At 61.0% G+C, this 21,079-nt stretch carries 18 protein-coding genes; 7 read left to right on the top strand and 11 right to left on the bottom strand.

The window, feature by feature from the left end:
* Positions 1 to 20: 20 nt before the first annotated feature.
* The 6 genes from lysS to JZX88_RS14900 all read right to left on the bottom strand — a co-directional run bounded on the left by lysS (position 21) and on the right by JZX88_RS14900 (position 7,442).
* Complete coding sequence (lysS, locus tag JZX88_RS14925; RefSeq protein ID WP_059759522.1) at positions 21 to 1,520, bottom strand: lysine--tRNA ligase; 1,500 nt, start codon at positions 1,518 to 1,520, stop codon at positions 21 to 23.
* A gap of 252 nt (positions 1,521 to 1,772) precedes the next feature.
* Positions 1,773 to 3,230, bottom strand: coding sequence for a glutamate--tRNA ligase (gene gltX / locus JZX88_RS14920; protein WP_206914032.1), 1,458 nt, complete (start codon positions 3,228 to 3,230; stop codon positions 1,773 to 1,775).
* 210 nt (positions 3,231 to 3,440) lie between these two features.
* Positions 3,441 to 5,213 (bottom strand): SLC13 family permease, encoded by a 1,773-nt coding sequence (locus JZX88_RS14915; protein WP_110759909.1) that lies wholly within the window; start codon positions 5,211 to 5,213, stop codon positions 3,441 to 3,443.
* A 153-nt stretch (positions 5,214 to 5,366) separates the two neighbouring features.
* Positions 5,367 to 5,744, bottom strand: a complete 378-nt coding sequence (locus JZX88_RS14910; RefSeq protein ID WP_246753482.1) for a hypothetical protein — start codon at positions 5,742 to 5,744, stop codon at positions 5,367 to 5,369.
* A 102-nt stretch (positions 5,745 to 5,846) separates the two neighbouring features.
* On the bottom strand, positions 5,847 to 6,593 hold the full coding sequence (locus tag JZX88_RS14905) for a TerC family protein (RefSeq protein ID WP_142857602.1): 747 nt from the start codon (positions 6,591 to 6,593) through the stop codon (positions 5,847 to 5,849).
* Between the two features lie 162 nt (positions 6,594 to 6,755).
* Positions 6,756 to 7,442 carry a TetR/AcrR family transcriptional regulator gene (locus tag JZX88_RS14900; RefSeq protein ID WP_065117068.1) on the bottom strand — a complete coding sequence of 229 codons (687 nt, stop codon included), beginning with the start codon at positions 7,440 to 7,442 and terminating at the stop codon, positions 6,756 to 6,758.
* Positions 7,443 to 7,602: 160 nt separating this feature from the next.
* Between JZX88_RS14900 and JZX88_RS14895 the strand changes: the two genes are divergently transcribed.
* The 5 genes from JZX88_RS14895 (at position 7,603) to xylA (ending at position 14,905) form a co-directional block, all read left to right on the top strand.
* Entirely contained in the window at positions 7,603 to 8,814 is a 1,212-nt protein-coding gene (locus JZX88_RS14895) for an HlyD family secretion protein (RefSeq protein ID WP_065117067.1), read from the top strand.
* A 21-nt stretch (positions 8,815 to 8,835) separates the two neighbouring features.
* On the top strand, positions 8,836 to 10,419 hold the full coding sequence (locus JZX88_RS14890; protein ID WP_110759911.1) for a DHA2 family efflux MFS transporter permease subunit: 1,584 nt from the start codon (positions 8,836 to 8,838) through the stop codon (positions 10,417 to 10,419).
* 358 nt (positions 10,420 to 10,777) lie between these two features.
* Positions 10,778 to 11,800: a LacI family DNA-binding transcriptional regulator gene (locus tag JZX88_RS14885; RefSeq protein ID WP_206914031.1), complete on the top strand. Its 1,023-nt coding sequence runs from the start codon at positions 10,778 to 10,780 to the stop codon at positions 11,798 to 11,800.
* A 103-nt stretch (positions 11,801 to 11,903) separates the two neighbouring features.
* A complete protein-coding gene (xylB, locus tag JZX88_RS14880) occupies positions 11,904 to 13,358 on the top strand; it encodes a xylulokinase (protein WP_206914051.1) in 1,455 nt (484 codons plus the stop codon).
* 236 nt (positions 13,359 to 13,594) lie between these two features.
* The gene (gene xylA / locus JZX88_RS14875; RefSeq protein ID WP_065117063.1) at positions 13,595 to 14,905 is read left to right on the top strand and encodes a xylose isomerase; all 1,311 of its coding nucleotides are present in this window, start codon (positions 13,595 to 13,597) and stop codon (positions 14,903 to 14,905) included.
* On the opposite strand, the gene JZX88_RS14870 is transcribed toward xylA, so the two are convergent.
* On the bottom strand, positions 14,889 to 15,074 hold the full coding sequence (locus tag JZX88_RS14870; RefSeq protein WP_206914030.1) for a hypothetical protein: 186 nt from the start codon (positions 15,072 to 15,074) through the stop codon (positions 14,889 to 14,891). The two genes, xylA and JZX88_RS14870, sit on opposite strands and share 17 nt — an antisense overlap.
* A 203-nt stretch (positions 15,075 to 15,277) precedes the next feature.
* Between JZX88_RS14870 and JZX88_RS14865 the strand changes: the two genes are divergently transcribed.
* Both JZX88_RS14865 and JZX88_RS14860 read left to right on the top strand, forming a co-directional pair.
* Positions 15,278 to 15,976 carry an OmpW family protein gene (locus tag JZX88_RS14865; RefSeq protein WP_206914029.1) on the top strand — a complete coding sequence of 233 codons (699 nt, stop codon included), beginning with the start codon at positions 15,278 to 15,280 and terminating at the stop codon, positions 15,974 to 15,976.
* A 211-nt stretch (positions 15,977 to 16,187) separates the two neighbouring features.
* Complete coding sequence (locus JZX88_RS14860) at positions 16,188 to 16,631, top strand: glyoxalase superfamily protein (RefSeq protein WP_206914028.1); 444 nt, start codon at positions 16,188 to 16,190, stop codon at positions 16,629 to 16,631.
* 71 nt (positions 16,632 to 16,702) lie between these two features.
* Here the strand turns inward: JZX88_RS14860 and JZX88_RS14855 are convergent, their stop codons facing one another.
* From JZX88_RS14855 to ugpB, 4 genes are all read right to left on the bottom strand, one after another.
* Positions 16,703 to 17,761 (bottom strand): sn-glycerol-3-phosphate import ATP-binding protein UgpC, encoded by a 1,059-nt coding sequence (locus tag JZX88_RS14855; RefSeq protein ID WP_206914027.1) that lies wholly within the window; start codon positions 17,759 to 17,761, stop codon positions 16,703 to 16,705.
* Positions 17,761 to 18,609: a sn-glycerol-3-phosphate ABC transporter permease UgpE gene (ugpE, locus tag JZX88_RS14850; RefSeq protein WP_174029690.1), complete on the bottom strand. Its 849-nt coding sequence runs from the start codon at positions 18,607 to 18,609 to the stop codon at positions 17,761 to 17,763. The genes JZX88_RS14855 and ugpE overlap by 1 nt, the downstream gene beginning before the upstream one ends.
* A gap of 9 nt (positions 18,610 to 18,618) precedes the next feature.
* On the bottom strand, positions 18,619 to 19,500 hold the full coding sequence (ugpA, locus tag JZX88_RS14845) for a sn-glycerol-3-phosphate ABC transporter permease UgpA (protein WP_065117059.1): 882 nt from the start codon (positions 19,498 to 19,500) through the stop codon (positions 18,619 to 18,621).
* A 69-nt stretch (positions 19,501 to 19,569) separates the two neighbouring features.
* Complete coding sequence (gene ugpB / locus JZX88_RS14840; protein WP_174030141.1) at positions 19,570 to 20,880, bottom strand: sn-glycerol-3-phosphate ABC transporter substrate-binding protein UgpB; 1,311 nt, start codon at positions 20,878 to 20,880, stop codon at positions 19,570 to 19,572.
* Positions 20,881 to 21,079 lie beyond the last annotated feature (199 nt).

Genomic DNA, 21,079 nt, shown 5'->3' with positions numbered 1-21,079 from the left:
CCGCCCCCGGTTTCGTCCGATCAATCCGCCTTGTTGCGGCGGGCCGGGAAGAGGATGACGTCGCGGATCGACGGGGCGTTGGTGAGCAGCATGATCAGGCGGTCGACGCCGATGCCGAGGCCGCCGGCGGGCGGCATGCCCTGGTCGATGGCGTCGAGGAATTCGTCGTCCAGCTGCTTGTCCTTTTCGCCGCGGGCGTGCGCCTGTTCCAGCTGCTCCACCATGCGGCGGCGCTGCTCTTCCGGATCGTTGAGTTCGGAGAAGGCATTGCCCACTTCCCAGGCGTTGCAATAGCTTTCGAAACGCTCGACGAGGCGCGGTTCGCCCGGCACTTCCTTGGCGAAGGGCGAGATGTCCTTCGGGAAATGCGTGACGTGGCTCGGCTGGATCAGTGTGCCCTCAACCTTTTCTTCGAAGATGAAGGCAAGGCATTCGCCCCAGGTCCAGTCCTTCTCGACGGCAAAACCGGCGGCCTTGGCGGCGGCGCGGGCTTCTTCGTCGGTCTTGATGGCGAGGAAGTCGATACCGGTCGCTTCCTTCACCGCGTCGGGCATCGGCACGCGCTTGAACGGGCCCTTGAAGGAGATCGTCTGGCCCTGGAATTCCACTTCGGTCGTGCCGTGCAGGGCAATCGCCAGCGTCTCGAACAGCCGCTCCACGAGACCCATGATGTCTTCGTAATCGGCATAGGCCCAATAGCACTCCATCATGGTGAATTCAGGATTGTGCCTTGTGGAAACGCCTTCGTTGCGGAAGTTGCGGTTGATTTCAAAGACCTTGTCGGTCAGGCCCGAAACCAGCGTGCGCTTCAGGAACAGTTCCGGCGCGATGCGCAGATACATGTCCATCTTCAGCGTGTTGTGGAAGGTCTTGAACGGATCGGCCGTCGCGCCGCCATAGATGGTCTGCAGCATCGGCGTTTCCACTTCGAGGAAGCCTTCGGCCTCCATGAAGCGGCGTATGCCGGACAGGATCTTCGAGCGTTGCAGGAAGCGCAGCTTGGATTCCTCGTTGGAGAGGATGTCCAGATGACGCTTGCGGTAACGCAGCTCGATGTCGGAGACGCCGTGCCACTTTTCGGGCATCGGCAGCAGCGACTTCGTCAGCATGGTGATTTCTTCGGCATTGATCGTCAACTCGCCACGCTTGGTGCGGCGCACCTTGCCGGTGACGCCGATGATGTCGCCGATATCGATCATCGGCAGCAGGTTGCGCGCCGCTTCCGGCGTCGTATCCTTGTGGGAGAAGATCTGCACCTTGCCGGAGGCGTCATGGATATCCATGAACATGCCGGAATTGCGCGAGGAATAAACGCGACCGGCCACCGTCACCGTATCGCCGGTTTCGACGTCGGCTTCGATATCGGCATATTTTTCCGCCAGCTCCGCATTGGTCAGCGTGCGGTGGAAATGCGCCGGATAGACATCGCCGATCTGTTCGCGCAGCAGCGCGAGTTTCTGGCGGCGCACTTCTGTTGCGTCGGAGGAGAGGGCGGTGGTTTCGGTCGTCTTGTCGTTCATTGTGTTCGCCTTTAGCGGGCTTGTTCGTTGCGGGTGGCCTTTGCGTTCTGGGCTCACCCCCCTCTGCCCTGCCGGGCATCTCCCCCTCAAGGGGGGAGATCAGATGCCGCGCCCGCCCGTTCCATGGGCAAGGTGTCAGCCACTTGTCGATCTCCCCCCTTGAGGGGGAGATGCCCGGCAGGGCAGAGGGGGATGAGCCCCAGGCAGAGGGCCGTATTCTAGGATGCTGCCGTCACCGCCAGCACATAACTATCAGCTTCCGCTGCCAACCATCGTGGCCACAACGGCAATCGCCATCTTCAACCGCTGGCGCACCACGGAGCGGCCGAGCAGCGCCATCGAGTCAAACAGCGGCAGCGAGCGCGAGGAACCGGAGACGGCGACGAAGAGCGGCGGTGTCACGACGCGCAGCTTCTTGCCGGTGCGTTCGGCCACATCGCGCAACTCGGCCTCGATCGCTTCCACGTTCCAGTCAGGCATCTTCTCGAGGTCTGCGGCAACCGTGGTGAGGATCTCGTGAATTTCCTCCGGTTTGCTCTTCAGCCCGGCAAAGGAAGCCGGCGTCAGGCCGACATCGCTCGCCAGCAGGAAGCCGGCGAGGTTCGGCAATTCGCCGAGTCTCGAAATGCGGCTCTGGGCAAGCTTCAGGCCTTCGGTCAGGCGGGCATTTTCCATCGCCCATTCCAGCGTGCGGGCAATGAACTCTTCCGGGGAGAGCTTCTCGCGCAGCCAGCGGCCGTTCAGCCAGTCCAGCTTCTGGATATCGAAGATGGCGCCGGCCTTGGACAGCGCTTCCGGATCGAACTTCGCCGCCAGCTCGTCCATGGTCAGAAGTTCTTCGCCTTCGGCGATCTGGATGAAGAACAGGCCAAGGAAGTTCATCAGTGCTTCCGGCAGGTAACCGAGCGCGGAATAATAGGAGATCGAGGTCGGGTTCTTGCGCTTGGAAAGCTTCGACTTGTCGGCGTTGCGCATCAGCGAGAGATGCATGAACGTGGGCTGTTCCCAGCCGAAATAACGGTAAAGCAGGATGTGCTTGGGCACGGAGGCCAGCCATTCTTCGCCACGCGCCACATGGGTGATCTTCATCAGATGGTCGTCGATGACGTTGGCCATGTGATAGGTCGGCATGCCGTCGGCCTTGATCAGCACCTGCATGTCGACCGAATCCCAGGGGATCGAGACATCGCCATAAACGCCGTCATGGAAATCGCACGAACCTTCGGTCGGGATTTTCATGCGCACGACATTGGCCTCGCCGGCGGCAACGCGGGCGGTAACTTCCTCGGCCTTGAGGTTCAGGCAATGGCCATCATATTTCGGCGGCTTGCCGGCGGCGCGCTGCGCCTCGCGCATCTGCTCCAGCCGCTCGGGCGTGCAGAAACAGCGGAAGGCATGGCCTTTTTCCAGCAATTCCTCGGCATAGGGCCAGTACATGGCCTTGCGTTCCGACTGGCGGTAGGGGCCGTAAGGGCCGCCGACATCGGGGCCTTCCGACCAGGTGAGGCCGGTCCAGCGCAGGGCTTCCAGCACCTTCTGCTCATATTCGAGGGTCGAGCGGGTGGCGTCGGTATCCTCGATGCGCAGGATGAACTCGCCGCCGTGTTTCTTGGCGAAGAGATAGTTGAACAGCGCGATATAGGCGGTGCCGACATGCGGCTCGCCGGTGGGGGAAGGTGCGATGCGGACGCGAACGCCGGAAGTGGTCATGAAATTCACTCGTCGTGGACGTGGCTGAAATATGGGTGGTTTCACCCGTATATCACGAAGTTTTCGTTTGGATGCGGCAGGAAATCATGTCGAAAGGCACAAATAAAGCGCCTTTTGCACATTCCCGTTCGGCTCCGGCTTAGGCCATATTATGCCGCAGGCGTCAAGGAAATAAGGAGCTTGCGCCGTCTTCCCCGAGGCGAGCCGCGCCTAGTTGACCGGCCAGACGTAAAGCAGCATCGGAATGCTGGCAATGACGATCATGATCGACAGCGGCAGGCCAAGTCGCGGATAGTCGCTGAAGCGGTAGCCGCCCGGGCCCATGACCAGCGTATTGCACTGGTGGCCGATGGGGGTGAGGAAATCGCAGCCGGCGCCGATCGCCACCGCCATCAGGAAAGCTTCCGGCCGAAACCCGAGCGTGGTGGCGAAACCGGCGGCGATGGGGGCCATGACCAGCACGGTGGCGGCATTGTTGAGGAAGGGCGTCACCGCCATGGCGGTGAGCAGGATCATGCCGAGCGCCGCAAAGGGCGGCAGCCCCTGCGCTGCTTGGCCGAGCCAGGCGGCGATCAGTTCGCTCGCCCCGCTGGTGCGGAGCGAGTCGCTGACGGGAATGAGGGCGGCGAGCATGACGAGGATCGGCCCGTCGATGGATTTATAGACTTCGGTGAGCGGGATGGCGCCGACCACGATCATCAGGAAGGCGGCGGCGAAAAAGGCGACGGAGACCGGCACCAGCCCGCTGCCGGCGGCAATCATGGCGGCGGCAAGCACGATGACCGGCAAAAGCGCGCGGCGCTGCACGCCCAGCAGGATTTCCCGCTGCGCCAGCGGCAAGAGCGAAAATTCCTGCAATACCTGCGGCAGGTTCTTGCGGCTGCCCTGCAAAAGAATGACGTCGCCCGCCTGCAATGTCAGCTCGGAGAGCCGCTGGCTGACGCGCTGGCCGCGCCGGCTCACCGCGATCAGATTGACGCCGCGCGTATAGGAGAGCGAAAGCTCGCGCGCGGAAATGCCGCTCAGCACCGATTCATTGCTGATCACCGCTTCCATGGAAATGAGATCGGTGGTTTTCTGGCCGTTCTCCGTCAGCGGCTTGCCGGAAAGCAGCAGCTTCGCCTGCGAGACGATGCGGTCCAGCCCCTCCGGGCTGCCTTCAAGAAGAATCGTGTCACCCGCCTTCAGCGTCACGTCGGGGAAGGGGGAGATGCGCCGCGGTCCGCGCAGGATGGTGCTGGCGATCACATCGCCGTCGGCCTGTTTCAGCAATTCGCGCAGCGGCTTTTCCGCGTGGGTGCTGTCGGCGGGCAGGGTGGCTTCGGCGGTATAGGCCGACTGGTCGAGAATATCCTCCACCGATGCCTGCTGGCGGTTGCGCACCGGCAGCAGCCGGTAACCGAAGGTCAGGAAGATGATGCCGATGACGGTCAGTCCCGCGCCGACGGGGGTGAAGTCGAACATCGAAAAACTCTGCCCGGTCATTTCCTCGCGCAGCCGCGAGACGACGATGTTGGGCGAGGTGCCGATCTGCGTCATCAACCCGCCCAGCAGCGCGGCGAAGGCCATCGGCATCAGATAATAGGAGACGGGGCTGCCGGATTTGCGGGCGAACTGGAAGGCAACCGGCATCATGATGGCGAGCGCGCCGATATTCTTGATGAAGGCGGACATGACGGCAACGACGATCATCAGAAAGGCGAGCTGCAGGCTCTTGGAGTGCATTTCGGGGAAATATTTCTTGATCGTCATATCGACGACGCCCGAGCGGGCGACAGCCGAACTGACGATCAGCGCGCTGGCCACGATGATGACGATATCGTCGGAAAAACCGGAGAAGGCCTTCTCGAAAGGCACGACGCCGAGTGCCACGGCCACGAGCAGCGCACTGCAGGCGACGACATCGTAGCGCAGCCTGTCCCAGATGAACGCGACCATCATGCCGGCGATGACGGTGAAGGCGAGAATCTGGTCTGTCGTCATCTGTGCGGGTTACTTTCGCAGGCGGGGAAATGGAATCGTATCTGCTTTTTTGTAAGGGGCGTATCCATCAACGCAAGTGCGCGGCGGGAGTTCCCCCACAGGCGCATATCGTTTCATTGTCTGAAAAAAGCGTCGATATAACGCGCCGCGCCGTCAGAGATGCCGACGACCTTGTCTGTCGCCTGGCGGTAAAGCTTGAAATTGAGTTCGGTTCCGGGCTGTCCGTCGTGCCAGTCGCGGAAATCGCGCAGTTCCGCACGACCCAGCGGATGCAGGGCGGTTGCGGTTCGTTTTATGGTGAGATCGACCCCGGGGTGTCTGTCGCGCGATGCCGGGTTTGCGGGCAACTGCCTGGGCGCTTGTCACCGTGCCGCGCGCGAGGAGACCATGCCCGCCCTCATTTTCACTGGCAAACAGAAAAACGGTGTCGCCTTCCGTTATGGTCTTGCCGCCATACATGGTTTTTTGCGCGGCGAATGCGAAGGTTTCCGCGTCGGGATTTGAGATTTCCGCTTTGATGACGAAAGCCATGTTCTCTTCCCCTCCGGGGGGGGGCGGGATGTCGGCCACGCTTTGTCCGGGATTGGTGGTGCAAGGCCCGCATGCGGCGGGCCCTGCCAGTCGTTGCGGCCGTCAGTGCGGCTGTTTTTTCTTTCGCCGCGCATTGCGGGCCAGCATGTTGAGCAGTTCCACCAGCGCCGAAAACGCCATGGCGGCATAGACGTAACCCTTCGGAACATGGAAGCCCATGCCTTCGGCAATCAGTGTCGTGCCGATCATCATCAGGAAGGCGAGCGCCAGCATGACGATGGTGGGGTTGCGCTCGATGAAGTTGGCGAGCGGGGTTGCGGCGAGCAGCATCACCGCGACGGCGACGACGACGGCAACGATCATGATTGGCAGATGCGGCGTCATACCGACGGCGGTGATGATGCTGTCCACCGAAAAGACGAGGTCGAGCAGCAGGATCTGGCCGATGGCGGCGCTGAAGCCCATCGCCACCGGGCCGCCCACCATGTCCTCCTTGTGGTCTTCAGGATCGACATTGTGGTGGATTTCCTTGGTCGCCTTCCACATCAGGAAGAGACCGCCGGCGATCAGGATCATGTCCTTCCAGGAGAAGGCGTGGCCGAAAACCTCAAAGACCGGCGTGGTGAGCTGCACGATCCATGCGACGGTGCCGAGCAGGCCGAGGCGCATGATGAGCGCAAGACCAATGCCGATCTTGCGGGCTTTTTCGCGCTGCTCCGGCGGCAGCTTGTTGGTCAGAATCGAGATGAAGATCAGGTTGTCGATGCCGAGCACGACCTCCATGACCACCAGGGTGACAAGCGCCACCCAGGCGGCGGGATCAGACAGAAGCGGGAGAACGGACTCCATCAGGGGGAATTTCCTTTCAGCAACAGGCCAGCCGAAACATTCGGCGGGTGGAATTTATAGCGCAATACGCGAGAAACAAGGAGATGAAGGCTCCGCCACGCAAGATTTCATCGAAATTTCGCGCAGACCGCGTATCGGCGCTGATGCCGTTGCTGAATGAAGTCAGGCCCTGTTGGTTCCGTAAGCGGCCATGAATACCGTGATGGCGCTGGTGATCACCCGGTCCAGTTCCTCCTCGGGAACCGGGCCATCGATCTCCCCGAACAGGCGCAGCTTGAAGAAGGTGCCGGTGGAAAGCTCTATATATTGCCGCGCGGCAAGCTCGACATCGTCGACTTTCAGGTGTCCGAGCGCCACATGGTGCTCGATGAAATCCTGAAGCACGGTGCGGACATTGTTGGGCGCTGCGATGAAGAAACGCTGCGCCAGCTTCGGCATGCGGTCGATGACGCCGATGACAGAGCGCATGGCCGGGACCATGTCTGAACAGATCATCTTGTTGGCGAAGGCCTTGCCGAACTGCTTCAGGCCTTCGCGCACCTCTTCGGTGCCGGCCAGAATGTTGCGCATGGAGGTGGCGAATTCCTGACGATGCTGGTCGACGAGGGCGGCGAACAGATCTTCCTTGTTGGAGAAGTAGACATAGATCGTGCCCTTGGAAACGCCCGCTTCCCGGGTAATGTCGTTCATGCTGGCGGCATCGAAGCCCTTGCGCTTGAACACACGCCAGGCGCCCGCCAGAATCTGTTCGCGTTTTGCCGGATCCTCACCCGCCGCAAAACGCCCGGCGGGATTTCCGGGACAGCCCGTTTCCGTGTCCGCTTCCATATCCATGTCTTCCCCTGCCATCGTTATCGCCTCCTAGCACTGCAATGGCGTAAAAAAAATTAACCAGACGTCGAACCAATCGGTTCGATAACACTTGATATGTGTCAGGAAAGAGATTATGTCAATCGAACCGAACGGTTCAGTTCGAAAAACTTTCTTCAATCTATCACGGTACATTCTCATGTCGGCCCAGAAGAATAGCGCGGTTCGCGCCGTCAACGATGCGGAAGAGGCGGATGTTTCCGCCAAGGCCGAGACCTCTCCCGCAAAGCCGGCAGAGGCCCCGCCGCAGCAGCCCCAGGCCACGCCCGCGCCGAAGCAGAAGAAGCGTTCGCCGCTTCTGCCGGTCATCGCCATCGCGCTTCTCGCCGGTGCCGGCTGGTATGGCTACAACTGGTGGATCGACGGCCGCTTCATGGTATCGACTGACGATGCCTATATAGAAGGTGACATCGCCGTCATCGCGCCGAAGGTTTCCGGTTACGTTGCCAAGGTGAATGTGGTCGAAAACCAGGAAGTCAAGGCGGGCGATCCGCTGGTGACGCTGGATGACGGCGATTACCGCATTGCCCTGGAACAGGCCGAGGCGCAGATCCGCACCGAGGAACTGTCGCTGAAGCGCATCGACGCGCAGATCGTCGGCGGGGAAGCATCGCTGGAGCAGGCCGTTGCCCAGAAGGGTTCGCTGGATGCCGCCCTTCGCGGCGCTGAAATCACCCAGAAGCGCGCCAGCGAGCTGCAGGCCAAGGATGTCGGCACGGTCGCCGCCTCCGACAATGCCCAGGTGGCGCTGGATCAGGCCAAGGCCAATGCCGTGGCCGGCGATGCCGCCATTACCTCGGCCAAGGCCAATGTCGAGCTTCTGCGCGCCCAGCGTGAGGAAGCGGAGAGCACCATTCGCTCGCTGCAGCTTTCCCGCGACAAGGCGGCCCGCGATCTTTCCTTCACGGTTCTGAAGGCGCCTTATGACGGCGTCATCGGCAATCTGGCGGTTCAGACGGGCGATCTGGTTTCGGTCGGCAAGCGTCTGGCTTCGCTGGTGCCGATGAACGAGCTGTATATCGACGCCAATTTCAAGGAAACGCAGCTTGCCCGCGTCGTGCCCGGCTCGAAGGTGCGCGTGCATGTGGATGCCTTTGACGATGCGACGATCGAAGGCACGGTGCAGTCGATCTCGCCCGGCTCCGGCTCGGTCTTCTCCATGTTGCCGCCGGAAAACGCCACGGGCAACTTCACCAAGGTTATCCAGCGCGTGCCTGTTCGTATCGTCTTCTCCAGGGAAGACCTTGAAAAGCATAACCTCCGCGCGGGCCTCAGTGTCGTTGTCGATGTCGATACCCGCACGGCGCCGGAAACCACGAAAACGGCGCAAGCCAACCCGCAGGCCAAATAAGGCTTCGTTGAGGGCAAGATCATGGCGGCTACGGTTGTCGGTACGGGCGGGGCGTCCATCCCCGCCGATCCCCCGATGGACAGGCGCAGACTCATCGCGTTCTTCGCGATGGTCTTCGGCATGTTCATGTCCATTCTCGATATCCAGATCGTCTCCGCCTCGCTGGCGGAAATCCAGGCCGGCCTCGGCGCCGGCTCGGATGAGATCGCCTGGGTGCAGACCTCCTATCTGATCGCCGAAGTCATCATGATCCCGCTGTCGGGCACGCTGGCGCGCATCCTGTCCACGCGCGTGCTGTTTGCCACCTGTGCGGCCGGTTTCACGATTTCGAGCGCGCTCTGCGCCACCGCCACCAATATCGACCAGATGATCGTCTATCGTGCGATCCAGGGCTTTATCGGCGGCGGCATGATCCCGTCAGTCTTTGCGGCCGCCTTCACCATCTTTCCGCCGTCGAAGCGCTCCGTCGTCTCGCCGATCATCGGTCTCGTCGCAACGCTTGCGCCGACCATCGGCCCGACGGTTGGCGGTTATCTCTCCAATGCCTTTTCCTGGCACTGGCTGTTCCTCGTCAACATCATTCCCGGCATCATCGTCACGATCCTCACCTGGAGCCTGATCGATTTCGACAAGCCGGAAAAGTCGCTCTGGAAGAAGTTCGACTGGTGGGGGCTGATCTCCATGGCCGTCTTCCTCGGCTCGCTGGAATATGTGCTGGAAGAGGGCAACAACAAGGACTGGTTCAACGACGAGCATATCGTCTTGGGAACGGTCGCCATGGTCATCGGCGCGGTCGTGTTCTTCTGGCGTGCCTTCAAGGTGGAATTCCCTGTCGTGGATATCCGCGCCTTCACGGACCGCAACTTCTCCATCGGCTCGCTGTTCTCCTTCGTCATGGGTATCGGGCTTTACGGGCTGACCTATCTCTATCCGCTCTATCTCGGCCGGGTGAGGGGATATGATGCGCTGATGATCGGCGAGACCATGTTCGTGTCAGGTCTTGCCATGTTCTTCACCGCGCCGATCGCCGGCAAGGTCTCCACCAAGCTCGATCCGCGCGCGATGATGGCCATCGGCTTCATCAGCTTCGGCTGCGGCACATGGATCATGACCTATGTGACGACCGACTGGGACTTCTATGAACTGCTGATCCCGCAGATCCTGCGCGGTTTCGGCCTGATGATGTGCATGGTGCCGATCAACAACATCGCGCTCGGCACGCTGCCGCCCGCCCGCATCCGCAATGCGTCCGGCCTGTTCAACCTCACCCGTAACCTCGGTGGCGCGGTTGGCCTTGCGGTCATCAACACCATGCTGTCGCAGCGCACCGATGATCATTATGTGCGGCTGGCGGAACATATCAGCTACTCCAATCCGCAGGCGCTGGAATGGCTGAACAATGTCGGCGCCAACTATGATTCCTACGGGCTGGACGGCGCTTCCGTCGCGATCAAGAAACTGGTCGGCATGGTCTCGCAGCAGGCATGGATACTGGCTTTCGCGGATGTGTTCTTCGCGCTGACGCTTTTGTTCGGCAGCCTGATCTTCATGACGATCCTGATCCAGAAACCCAAGGCAGCGCCGCCGCCAGACGCGGCGCACTGATAAAAATCCCCTCCCATCCACCGCAGAGCTGGGGCCGTCGGAAATGACGGCCCCTTTTTTGTCTGCCTGCTGGCGCAGTGGCTATGGGGCGAGCGGGCACGGCATATTTCTTCTCCCCGCCGGGGAGAAGTCCGCGGTAGCGGGATGAGGGGGCGAGGGTGCGGTTTATCGCTGGCGTCGCCCCCTCATCCGACCCTTCGGGCCACCTTCTCCCTCTCGGGGAGAAGAAACAAGCAGCACCGTTTCACCAAGAGCCGCCAACCCGATACCGCCTTTCCACGAAATATGAGGTACGTACATCATTTTTCGGTTTACCTCGGCCCCAAAGCTGGATATTCAAGGGCAAGGGGGAGGCGCCATGAAGCCGACAGTCCATGATATTGCCGAGCGCGCGGGCGTCAGCCTCGCCACCATCGACCGGGTGCTGAACATGCGTCCGGGCGTCCACGCCGCCACCCGCGCCCGCGTGGAGGCGGCAATTGCCGAGCTTGGTTATGTGCGCGATATCGCCGCCGCCAATCTGGCCAAGGGCCGTAATTATTCGCTGGTCTTCATCCTGCCGGGCAACGACAATTCCTTCATGGCGACGCTTCGCACCGAGGTCCGGGCCGCCGCCACCCGTGCCCATCTGGAACGCACGGCGATCCGCATCATCGAGGTGCCGCCCTTCAATGCCGCCGCGCTGACCGAGGCGCTGGAAGTGGCGCGGCGGGAAAAACCGTCTGGTGTTGCCTTCGTCGCCACCGATTCCGAGGATGTGGCGCAAGCCGCCGACCGGCTGGCGGAAGACGGTATCGCCACGGTGACGCTGGTTTCCGATCTTTCCGGCTCGCGCCGCGACCACTATGCCGGCGTGGACAACGTTGCGGCCGGGCGCACGGCGGCGAGCCTGCTGGGACGCTTCCTCTCCGGCCATGGCGGCGATATCGTTGTTGTCGCCGGCTCCATGCTGGTGCGTGACCATCGCGAACGTCTGGAAGGGTTTCGTGCCGTCATCGAAGCCGAATTTCCGCAATTGCGGCTTCTGCCGGTGCTGGAGGGCAAGGATGACCCGGCAACCGTCGAGGCGCTGGTTGCCGGAGCGCTCGGCAATGCCGCACTGTCAGGCATCTACAGCCTCGGCGCCGGTAATCGCGGCCTCATCCGGGCGCTGCGAGCAGCCGGCGGTGAAAGGCCGCTGTCGGTCATTGCCCACGAACTGACGGAAAACACCGCCAATGCGCTGCGGGAAGGCGTGCTTGACGCCGTGCTCAATCAGGATGCCGGCCACGAGGTGCGCAGCGCCATCCGCGTGTTGAAGGCACGTGCGGACGGCCAGGCGGTCATCGCTGCGCAGGAACGTATCCGTATCGACATATTCCTCAGGGACAATCTGCCCTGACAAGCATTTCCAGGAAAAGTGGCCGCCGGTTTTCCATCCGGAAATGCGGTGACTTTTAAAAAACGCTGAAAGTGGCGCATGGAGCGCCGGAATGGAGAAATACATGTATCTCGGTCTCGACCTTGGCACTTCAGGCGTCAAAGCCCTGCTGATGGATGGCGATCAGAAGATTGTCGGTTCGGCCAATGGCTCGCTGGAGGTTTCGCGTCCGCATCACGGCTGGTCGGAACAGGACCCGGCGGACTGGATCGCCGCCACGAAAACCGCCGTTGCCGGCCTGAAGCAGAAGTTCCCGAAGGAGCTTGCCGCCGTCAGGGGCATCGGCCTTTCCGGCCAGATGCATGGCGCGACGCTGATCGACGCGGCCGGCAAGGTGCTGCGCCCCTGCATCCTGTGGAACGACACACGTTCCCATGCCGAGGCTGCCGCACTCGACGCCGATCCGCGTTTCCGCAAGATAACAGGCAATATCGTCTTCCCTGGCTTCACCGCGCCAAAGCTTGCCTGGGTGGCGAAGAACGAGCCTGAAATCTTCGCGAAAGTGGCGAAGGTGCTGCTGCCGAAGGATTATCTCCGTCTGTGGCTGACGGGCGAATATATCTCGGAAATGTCGGACTCCGCCGGCACCTCGTGGCTCGATACCGGCGCGCGCAAATGGTCGTCCGAACTTCTCGCCGCCACCGGCCTTGATGAAAAACACATGCCGTCGCTGGTGGAAGGCACGGATGAGGCGGGCGTGCTGCGCGCCGAACTCGCGTCCGAATGGGGCATTTCCGGCCGCACCGTGGTGGCCGGCGGTGCGGGTGATAATGCCGCTTCCGCCTGCGGCATGGGCACGGTGAAGGAAGGCCATGCCTTCGTATCGCTCGGCACATCCGGCGTGCTCTTCGCCGCCAATGCCTCCTATCTGCCGAAGCCGGAAAGCGCCGTGCATGCTTTTTGCCATGCGCTGCCCAACACCTGGCACCAGATGGGCGTCATCCTCTCCGCCACCGATGCGCTGAACTGGTATTCGCGCCTCACCGGGCAATCCGCCGCCGATCTGACCGGCGAGCTCGGCGAAACGCTGCTTGCGCCGACCGGCGTTACCTTCGCGCCCTATCTTTCCGGCGAGCGCACCCCGCATAATGACGCAGCCATTCGCGGCTCCTTCATCGGTCTTTCGCATGAAAGTGACCGCAAGGCGCTGACACAGGCCGTTCTGGAAGGTGTCAGCTTTGCCATCCGCGACAATCTCGAAGCGCTGAAATCTGCCGGCACCTCGATTTCGCGTGTCACCGCCATCGGCGGCGGTTCGCGTTCGGCCTATTGGCTGGCCTCGATCGCCACCTCGCTCGGCGTGCCGGTGGATATTCCGGCAGAGGGCGATTTCGGCGCGGCCTTCGGTGCGGCCCGTCTTGGCCTCATCGCCGCGACAGGGGCTGATCCGGTGGCGGTTTGCTCGCAGCCGGAGACGGCGCGGACGATCGAGCCGGTGGCTGATCTGGCTGGGGCCTATGAGGAGGCTTATCGGCGGTATCATGCGCTTTATCCGGCTATTCGGGCGCTTTCGCATTGAGATGCGGAGTGTGTGGTTTACCCCCCTCTGCCCTGCCGGGCATCTCCCCCTCAAGGGGGGAGATTGGCAGGACGGTATCTCTCGCTCCATCTTCAACCTCGCGTGAGGACAAGACGTAGCCGCGTGTCGTTCTCCCCCCTTGAGGGGGAGATGTCCGGCAGGACAGAGGGGGGTGAGCGACAAACGCCGACCCTGAAATTTCAGAACACCATCTAAACCCACCAAGGAGGATCACCATGAGCACAGGTTTCTTCGGCGACATCGCCAAGATCAAATATGAAGGCCCCGACAGCACCAACCCGCTGGCCTTCCGCCATTACAACCCCGATGAGATCGTCGCCGGCAAGCGCATGGAAGATCACCTGCGTTTCGCGGTGGCCTACTGGCACACCTTCACCTGGCCGGGCGGTGACCCCTTCGGTGGCCAGACGTTCCTGCGCCCATGGTTCGAAGATACGATGCAGGCGGCGAAGCTGAAGGCCGATGTGGCCTTCGAATTCTTCTCGCTGCTCGGTTCGCCGTTTTATTGCTTCCACGACGCCGATGTGCGCCCGGAAGGCAAAAACTTTGCTGAAAACACGAAGAACCTCAACGAGATCGTTGATTATTTTGCCGAAAAGCAGGCCCAGACCGGCGTGAAGCTGCTGTGGGGCACGGCGAACCTCTTCTCCAACCGCCGCTTCATGTCCGGTGCGGCAACCAATCCGGACCCGGATGTCTTTGCATTCTCCGCCGCCACGGTGAAGACCTGCATGGATGCCACCAAGAAGCTCGGCGGCGCGAATTATGTTCTGTGGGGCGGCCGCGAAGGTTACGAAACCCTGCTCAACACCGATCTGTCGCGTGAGCTTGACCAGCTTGGCCGTTTCCTCAATCTGGTGGTGGAATATAAATACAAGATCGGCTTTGAGGGCACGATCCTGATCGAGCCGAAACCACAGGAGCCGACAAAGCACCAGTATGACTATGATGTCGCCACCGTTTACGCCTTCCTGCAGAAGAACGGTCTGGAAAAGGAAGTGAAGGTCAATATCGAGCAGGGGCATGCCATCCTTGCCGGCCATTCCTTCGAACATGAGCTGGCCATGGCCAATGCCTTCGGCATTTTCGGCTCCATCGACATGAACCGCAACGATTACCAGTCCGGCTGGGATACCGACCAGTTCCCCAACAACGTGCCGGAAATGGCGCTCGCCTATTACCACGTGCTTGCCGGTGGCGGCTTCAAGAATGGCGGCACCAATTTCGATTCCAAGCTGCGTCGCCAGTCGCTCGATCCGCAGGACCTGCTGATCGGTCATATCGGCGGCATGGATTGCTGCGCCCGGGGCCTGAAGGCGGCGGCGAAGATGGTCGAGGACGGCGCGCTGTCGAAGCCGCTTGCGGAGCGTTATGCCAAGTGGGATTCGCCGGAGGCCCAGAAGATGCTGCGCGGCGAATTGAAGCTCGACGAAATTACCGCGCTGGTGGAGCGGGAGGATATCAATCCCGAGCCGAAATCCGGTCGTCAGGAATATCTGGAAAACGTCGTCAATCGTTACGTCTGACGCGCAAGTCCATTGTTGAAAAGCCGGGGCGGGGGATCATCTCCCGCCTTTTTTGTGCGCTGTCCATGGCGATCTTGCGCCGGTCTCCCGCCTCCTGTTGTTGCGCAATTGTCACAATCTCCAGCCGTACGTCCTCTGCATTGGTCAATGCCGTAACGGTTTGATCCATCTCAATCGGTGTCTCCCGCCCTTCGCCATAGTGGCCGTGACGGTCGTGGCACCGAGGATTCGCAGCCAGCCGTCATCAGCCGGTTTCTGGGTTGCCCGGTGACGGCTGCGGCATCGGCAAGTTCCGATGCGCCGGTTCGAGAAGGTGAGACGCGCCCTGGGGAATGTCCGAACGGATTCAGGCTGCGCTAAAGGAGAGATGGAATGACGAACAGGAACAAAAGAACCGCCTTGCTTGCCGGCGTCGCGGTTAGCGCTGCGGCGATGCTGGTATCGGCCAATGCCATGGCCGCCGATCTGACCCCGGCCGCCCCGGCGCCCACCGCCGAAGAGGCGATTGCGGCGGCAAGCCCGTGGATGCTGCGCGTGCGCGGTCTCGGCGTCATCACCAATGACAGCGGCAGCGTCGATGGTGTGCCGGGTGCCGGCCTCTCCTATTCGGATACGGTGATTCCGGAACTCGACATCACCTATTTCTTCACGCCGAATTTTGCCGCTGAACTCATTCTCGGCACCACCTACGCCAAGATCAACGGTGAGGGCGTGCTGGCCGGCACGCCGGTCGGCAAGACATGGCTGCTGCCGCCGACGCTGACGCTGCAATATCACTTCACCGACTTCGGCGCCTTCAAGCCCTATATCGGTGCGGGCGTGAACTATTCGCTGTTCTACAACCAGTCCGAACAGCCCGGTTTCAGCAATCTTGACGTCAAGAACAAGCTCGGTGCTGCCGTGCAGGTCGGTTTCGACTATATGCTCGACGAACATTGGGGCGTGAACTTCGACGTGAAAAAAATCTTCCTGAAGACCGACTGGACCGCCGAACTGGGCGGCACGCCGATCAGCGGCAAGGCCAGGCTCGATCCCTGGCTGATCGGTGCCGGTATCACCTATCGCTTCTGATCCCGGGGCGCGCTTCAGCGCCGCCTTTGACGGGCGGCCCGTTCTGAGTTATACGGACGGCCACGGGCAGAGAGCCCCGGCCGTCCGCAGGCATTTATGCCCCTGGTGAAGCTCTTATCCTTGATAACGGTCATCCCCATGTTTTGCATGTCGTCGATGGCAACGCGGACCCCCTTCGGAAAATTCGGCATGTCAATGTTGGAGAACCGTTATGAACGTGTCCAAACCGCTTCCCGCGCTTGAGGGGCTGAAAGAACAGGCAAAACGCCTGCGCATCGCTCTTGAGGAACAGGGGCAGACAATCACCCACTCCAAGGCGCTGGAACTCATCGCCGCGCAATATGGCTTCCGCGACTGGAACACCCTGCACGCGGCAGCCGGCAACCGCCCCGCCTTCAATCCCTATCTTCTGGGTTCGAGAGTGGAAGGCCTCTATCTCGGTCAGCCTTTCGTTGCCTCCGTGCTCGGCGTTCAGTCACTCGGCGGTGATCCTGAGCGTTACCGGCTCACCCTGCATCTCGATGACCCGGTCGACGTCGTGACCTTCGAAAGCTTCTCCGCCTTCCGGCAGCGCGTCCACTGCAATGTCGATGCCTCTGGCCGCACGGTGGAGAAAACCTCGAACGGACGGCCGCAGGTGGAGCTGGTGTGGTGAAATAGCCGGATAAGCTTTCAGAGGTGAACGGACACCCGCCGGAAGGCGGGTGCCGATCACGCTCGGATGTCTCAGATTCGCTTGCCCGACGCATCGAACAGGTGGAAATCCTTCGCCTGTGCGGCGATCTTCAGCGTTTCGTCGATACGCAGTTGCGAGCGGCCGTGGACGCGGAAGACGATGGTGGTGCCGTCGGCGAAGGAGCCGTGCACGTAGCTTTCCGCGCCCACCAGTTCCACGGCGTCCACCTGCACGGTGCCGGTGAAGGCGGCGTCGGCCGGGGCTTCGGTGGCAAGCGTGATGTCTTCCGGGCGAATGCCGAGTGTGGCGACGGTCTGCGGTGCTGCAACACCGTTCACCGACCAGCCGGTGGAGCCATTGGACGAAGCCGTGCCGTGCGCCAGAAGATTCATGGAGGGCGAACCGATGAAGGTTGCGACGAAAGTGGTCGCCGGCTTTTCGTAAAGCTCGATCGGCGTGCCCATCTGCTCGATGCGGCCGGCGTTCAGCACCACCAGCCGGTCGGCGAGCGTCATGGCCTCCATCTGGTCATGGGTCACATAAACGCTTGTCGTGGCGAGCGAACGTTGCAGGCGGCGGATTTCCACCCGCATCTGCACGCGCAGCTTGGCATCGAGGTTGGAGAGCGGTTCGTCGAACAGGAAGGCCGCCGGCTTGCGCACGATGGCGCGGCCCATGGCCACGCGCTGGCGCTGGCCGCCGGAAAGCTGGCGCGGCTTGCGCTCCAGGAACGGCTCGATCTCCAGCGCCTTGGCCGCTTCGGTGATGCGCCGCTCGATCTCCTCCTTCGGCGTGTTGCGGTTCTTCAGGCCATAGGCAAGGTTCTGGCGCACCGTCATATGCGGATAAAGCGCATAGTTCTGGAACACCATGGCGATGTCACGGTCGGAGGGTTCGAGATCGTTGACGACACGGTCGCCGATGACGATCTGGCCGCCCGAAATGCCCTCCAGCCCGGCGATCATGCGCAGCAGGGTGGATTTGCCGCAGCCGGAGGGGCCGACCAGCACGATCATTTCGCCGTCGGCGATGTCCATGGACACGCCCTTGATGGCCTCGACATTGCCGCCATAGATCTTGCGGACGTCTTTCAGCGCAATTTTTGCCATTACTTCTCGGTCTCCACCAAACCTTTGACGAACCAGCGCTGCATCAGCACCACAACGATAATCGGGGGGATGATGGCGAGGATCGCCGTCACCATCACATAATTCCAGGGCGTCGAAGCATCGGTGAAATCCACCATGCGCTTGAGGCCGATGATGATCGTGTTCATCTTGGCGTCGTTGGTCACGAGCAGCGGCCAGAGATATTGCGTCCAGCCATAGATGAACAGGATCACGAAAAGGGCGGCGATATTGGTTCTCGACAGCGGCAGCAGAATATCGCGCATGAAGCGGAAGGGGCCGGCATTGTCGATACGCGCCGCCTCGACCAGCTCGCCGGGAATGGTCAGGAAGAACTGCCGGAACAGGAACGTCGCCGTCGCAGATGCCATCAACGGCAGTGTCAGCCCCGCATAGGTGTCGATCAGCCCGAGGTCAACGATGACCTTGTAGGTGGGCAAAATGCGCACCTCCACCGGCAGCATGAGCGTGATGAAGATCATCCAGAAAAAACCCATGCGGAAGGGAAAGCGGAAGAAGACGATGGCGAAGGCCGACAGGAACGAGATGACGATCTTGCCGATGGCAATGGCGAGCGCCACGACGAAGCTGTTGAACAGCAGCCGCTCGAGGCTGACGCCGACCACTCTTTCGACGCCGCCGACCATGGCCTCGGCGTAATTGGCGCTCAGATGGTCGCCGGGCAGAAGCGACATGGGCGGGCGGATGATATCCGTCGACGTCATGGAAGAAGCGACGAAGGTGTAATAGATCGGGAAGGCCACGATGATGATGCCGAGAACCAGCATCAGATGGGCGATCACGCGCGCGACAGGGCGGTTTTCAATCATGGGCGATCCTCAGCCGTAGTGCACGCGCTTCTCGACGAAGCGGAACTGGAAGGCGGTGAGCGCGATGACGATCACCATCAGGATCACGGATTGCGCGGCGGAAGAGCCGAGATTGAGGTTCACGAAGCCATCATTATAGACCTTGTAGACCAATGTTTCGGTCGCCTTGGCGGGGCCGCCGCCGGTGACGGCATGGATGATGCCGAAGGTGTCGAAAAAGGCGTAGACCGTGTTGACGACCAGAAGGAAGAAGGTGGTCGGCGCGAGCAGCGGGAAAACGATGGTCCAGAAGCGCCGCGAGCCGCGTGCGCCGTCAATGGAGGCCGCTTCCAGCAGCGATTTGGGAATTGCCTGCAAACCCGCGACAAAAAACAGGAAATTGTAACTGATCTGTTTCCATGCGGCGGCGGCGACAACGAGCAGCATGGCCTGATTGCCGTTGAGCAGCGGGTCCCACATGATGCCGTTGCGGCGCAGGATGTAGGAGAAGGTGCCCATGGCCGGATTGAACATGAACAGCCACAACATGCCGGCGACAGCAGGCGCCACGGCATAGGGCATGATCATCATGGTGCGGTAGAAGCCCTTGCCGCGCACCACCCGGTCCGCCGCCGTCGCCAGCAGCAGGGCCAGCCCCATGGAGACGAGCGCGGTCAGCACGCTGAAGATGACGGTGACCTGCAGGGAGTTGAGGTAGCTGTCATCCGATAGCACGGCGGAAAAATTGGCCAGCCCGACGAAGTTGCTGTTCAGCCCGAAGGCGTCCTCGCGCATGGTCGACTGGTAGAGCGCCTGGCTTGCGGGCCAGAAGAAAAAGATCACCGTCAGGATGATCTGTGGCGCGACCAGCAGGTAGGGCAGGATCTTGTTGGGGAATACGACGCTTTGCACGGCGATCTCCTGATGACATGAAAACGCCGCCCGCACCGGGTGAGGGATGCGGGCGGAGACAGGGATCGTTTAGTTGCCGGCGGCCTGCTTGATGGCCGCATCACCGCGTTCCACGATCTTGTCGAGCGCGGATTTGGCGTCCTGCTTGCCGGCCAGCATCGCTTCGAACTCCTCGTTCATGATGTCACGCACCTGCGGCAGGTTCACGAGACGAACGCCCTTGGAGTTTTCTGTCGGCGGCTTGCCCATCATCTGCAAAAGCGGGGTCTCGCGGCCAGGGTTCTTGTCGTAGAAACCGGACTTCTTGGTTTCCTCATAGGCCGCGATCGTCACCGGCATGTAGCCGGAGACCTGATGCAGGCGTGCCTGGATCTTGGTCTGGGAAAGGAAATGGAAGAACTCCGCCACACCCTTATATTCGGCTTCGCTCTTGCCGCCGAACACCCAGAGGCTGGCGCCGCCCGGAATTGTGTTCTGCGGGCCGTGGCCTTCATAATAGGGAAGCTGGCCGATGCCGTAATTCATGCCGGTCTTGATGATGTCGCCAAGACCGCCGGAGGATTCGGTCAGGATACCGCATTCGCCGGACATGAACAGCTGCTTGGCTTCCGAGGTGCGCCCGCCGTAGCGGAAGGTGCCGTCCTTGGCAAGATCCGCAATCGCCTGGAAATGTTCGACGAAGAGCGGCGCATTGACCGCGAGCTTCACATCGGTGCCGCCAAGGCCGTTTTCATTGCTGCCATAGGAGACATTGTTCCAGGCGGCGAAGTTCTCGGTCTGGATCCAGGTGAGCCAGGTGGAGGTGAAACCGCATTGCGCGGCACCGCTGGTCTTGATCTTTTTTGCGGCTTCGAAGACTTCCGGCCATGTCTTCGGCGGGTTGGCGGCGTCGAGGCCGGCCTTCTGGAAGACATCCTTGTTGTAATAAAGGATCGGCGAGGACGAATTATAGGGGAAGGACAGCATGGTGCCGTCAGGCTTGGAATAATAGGCCACGATGCCGGCCAGATATTCGTCCTTGTTGAAGGTATAGCCACCTTCCTTCAGCACATCCGCCACCGGCTTGATGGCGCCCGCGGCACCCATCATCACACCCGAACCGGCATCGAAGACCTGAATGATGGCCGGCGGCTGCTTGGCGCGGAAGGCGGCGATGCCGGCATTCAGCGTTTCGGGATAGGTGCCCTTGAAGACGGGCGTGATCTTGTATTCCTTCTGGCTGTCGTTGAACTCTTTGGCAAGCGCGTCCACGACTTCGTTATTGGCGCCGGTCATGGCGTGCCACCACTGGATCTCCGTCGCAGCGAAAGCATTCGATGTGACAAAAAACGAAAGCGCGGATGCCGCAGCAAGGCGGTAGCTGAGTTTTTTCAAGGCGATTCCTCCCGTTATGAAAACAGTAAAAGATACAGCCCCTTATTGCAGTCGTTCCTCCTCGATACGGCTGCGGGCGATCTTTTCCGTATTAGCGATCTGATTAAAAGCGAACTCTAACGAAAATGCAAGAGAACGTGGAACGATTAAAACGAAAGTGAAGGAAACGGTTTTATTATTCCATTTCGAAGGTGCCTTGGTTTTT

It is taken from the genome of Agrobacterium sp. OT33, from assembly GCF_017313365.1.
GTDB classification, from domain to species: domain Bacteria; phylum Pseudomonadota; class Alphaproteobacteria; order Rhizobiales; family Rhizobiaceae; genus Agrobacterium; species Agrobacterium rhizogenes_A.
Note: the sequence above shows the minus strand (reverse complement) of the source record. Positions and strands in the feature narration are given on the sequence as shown.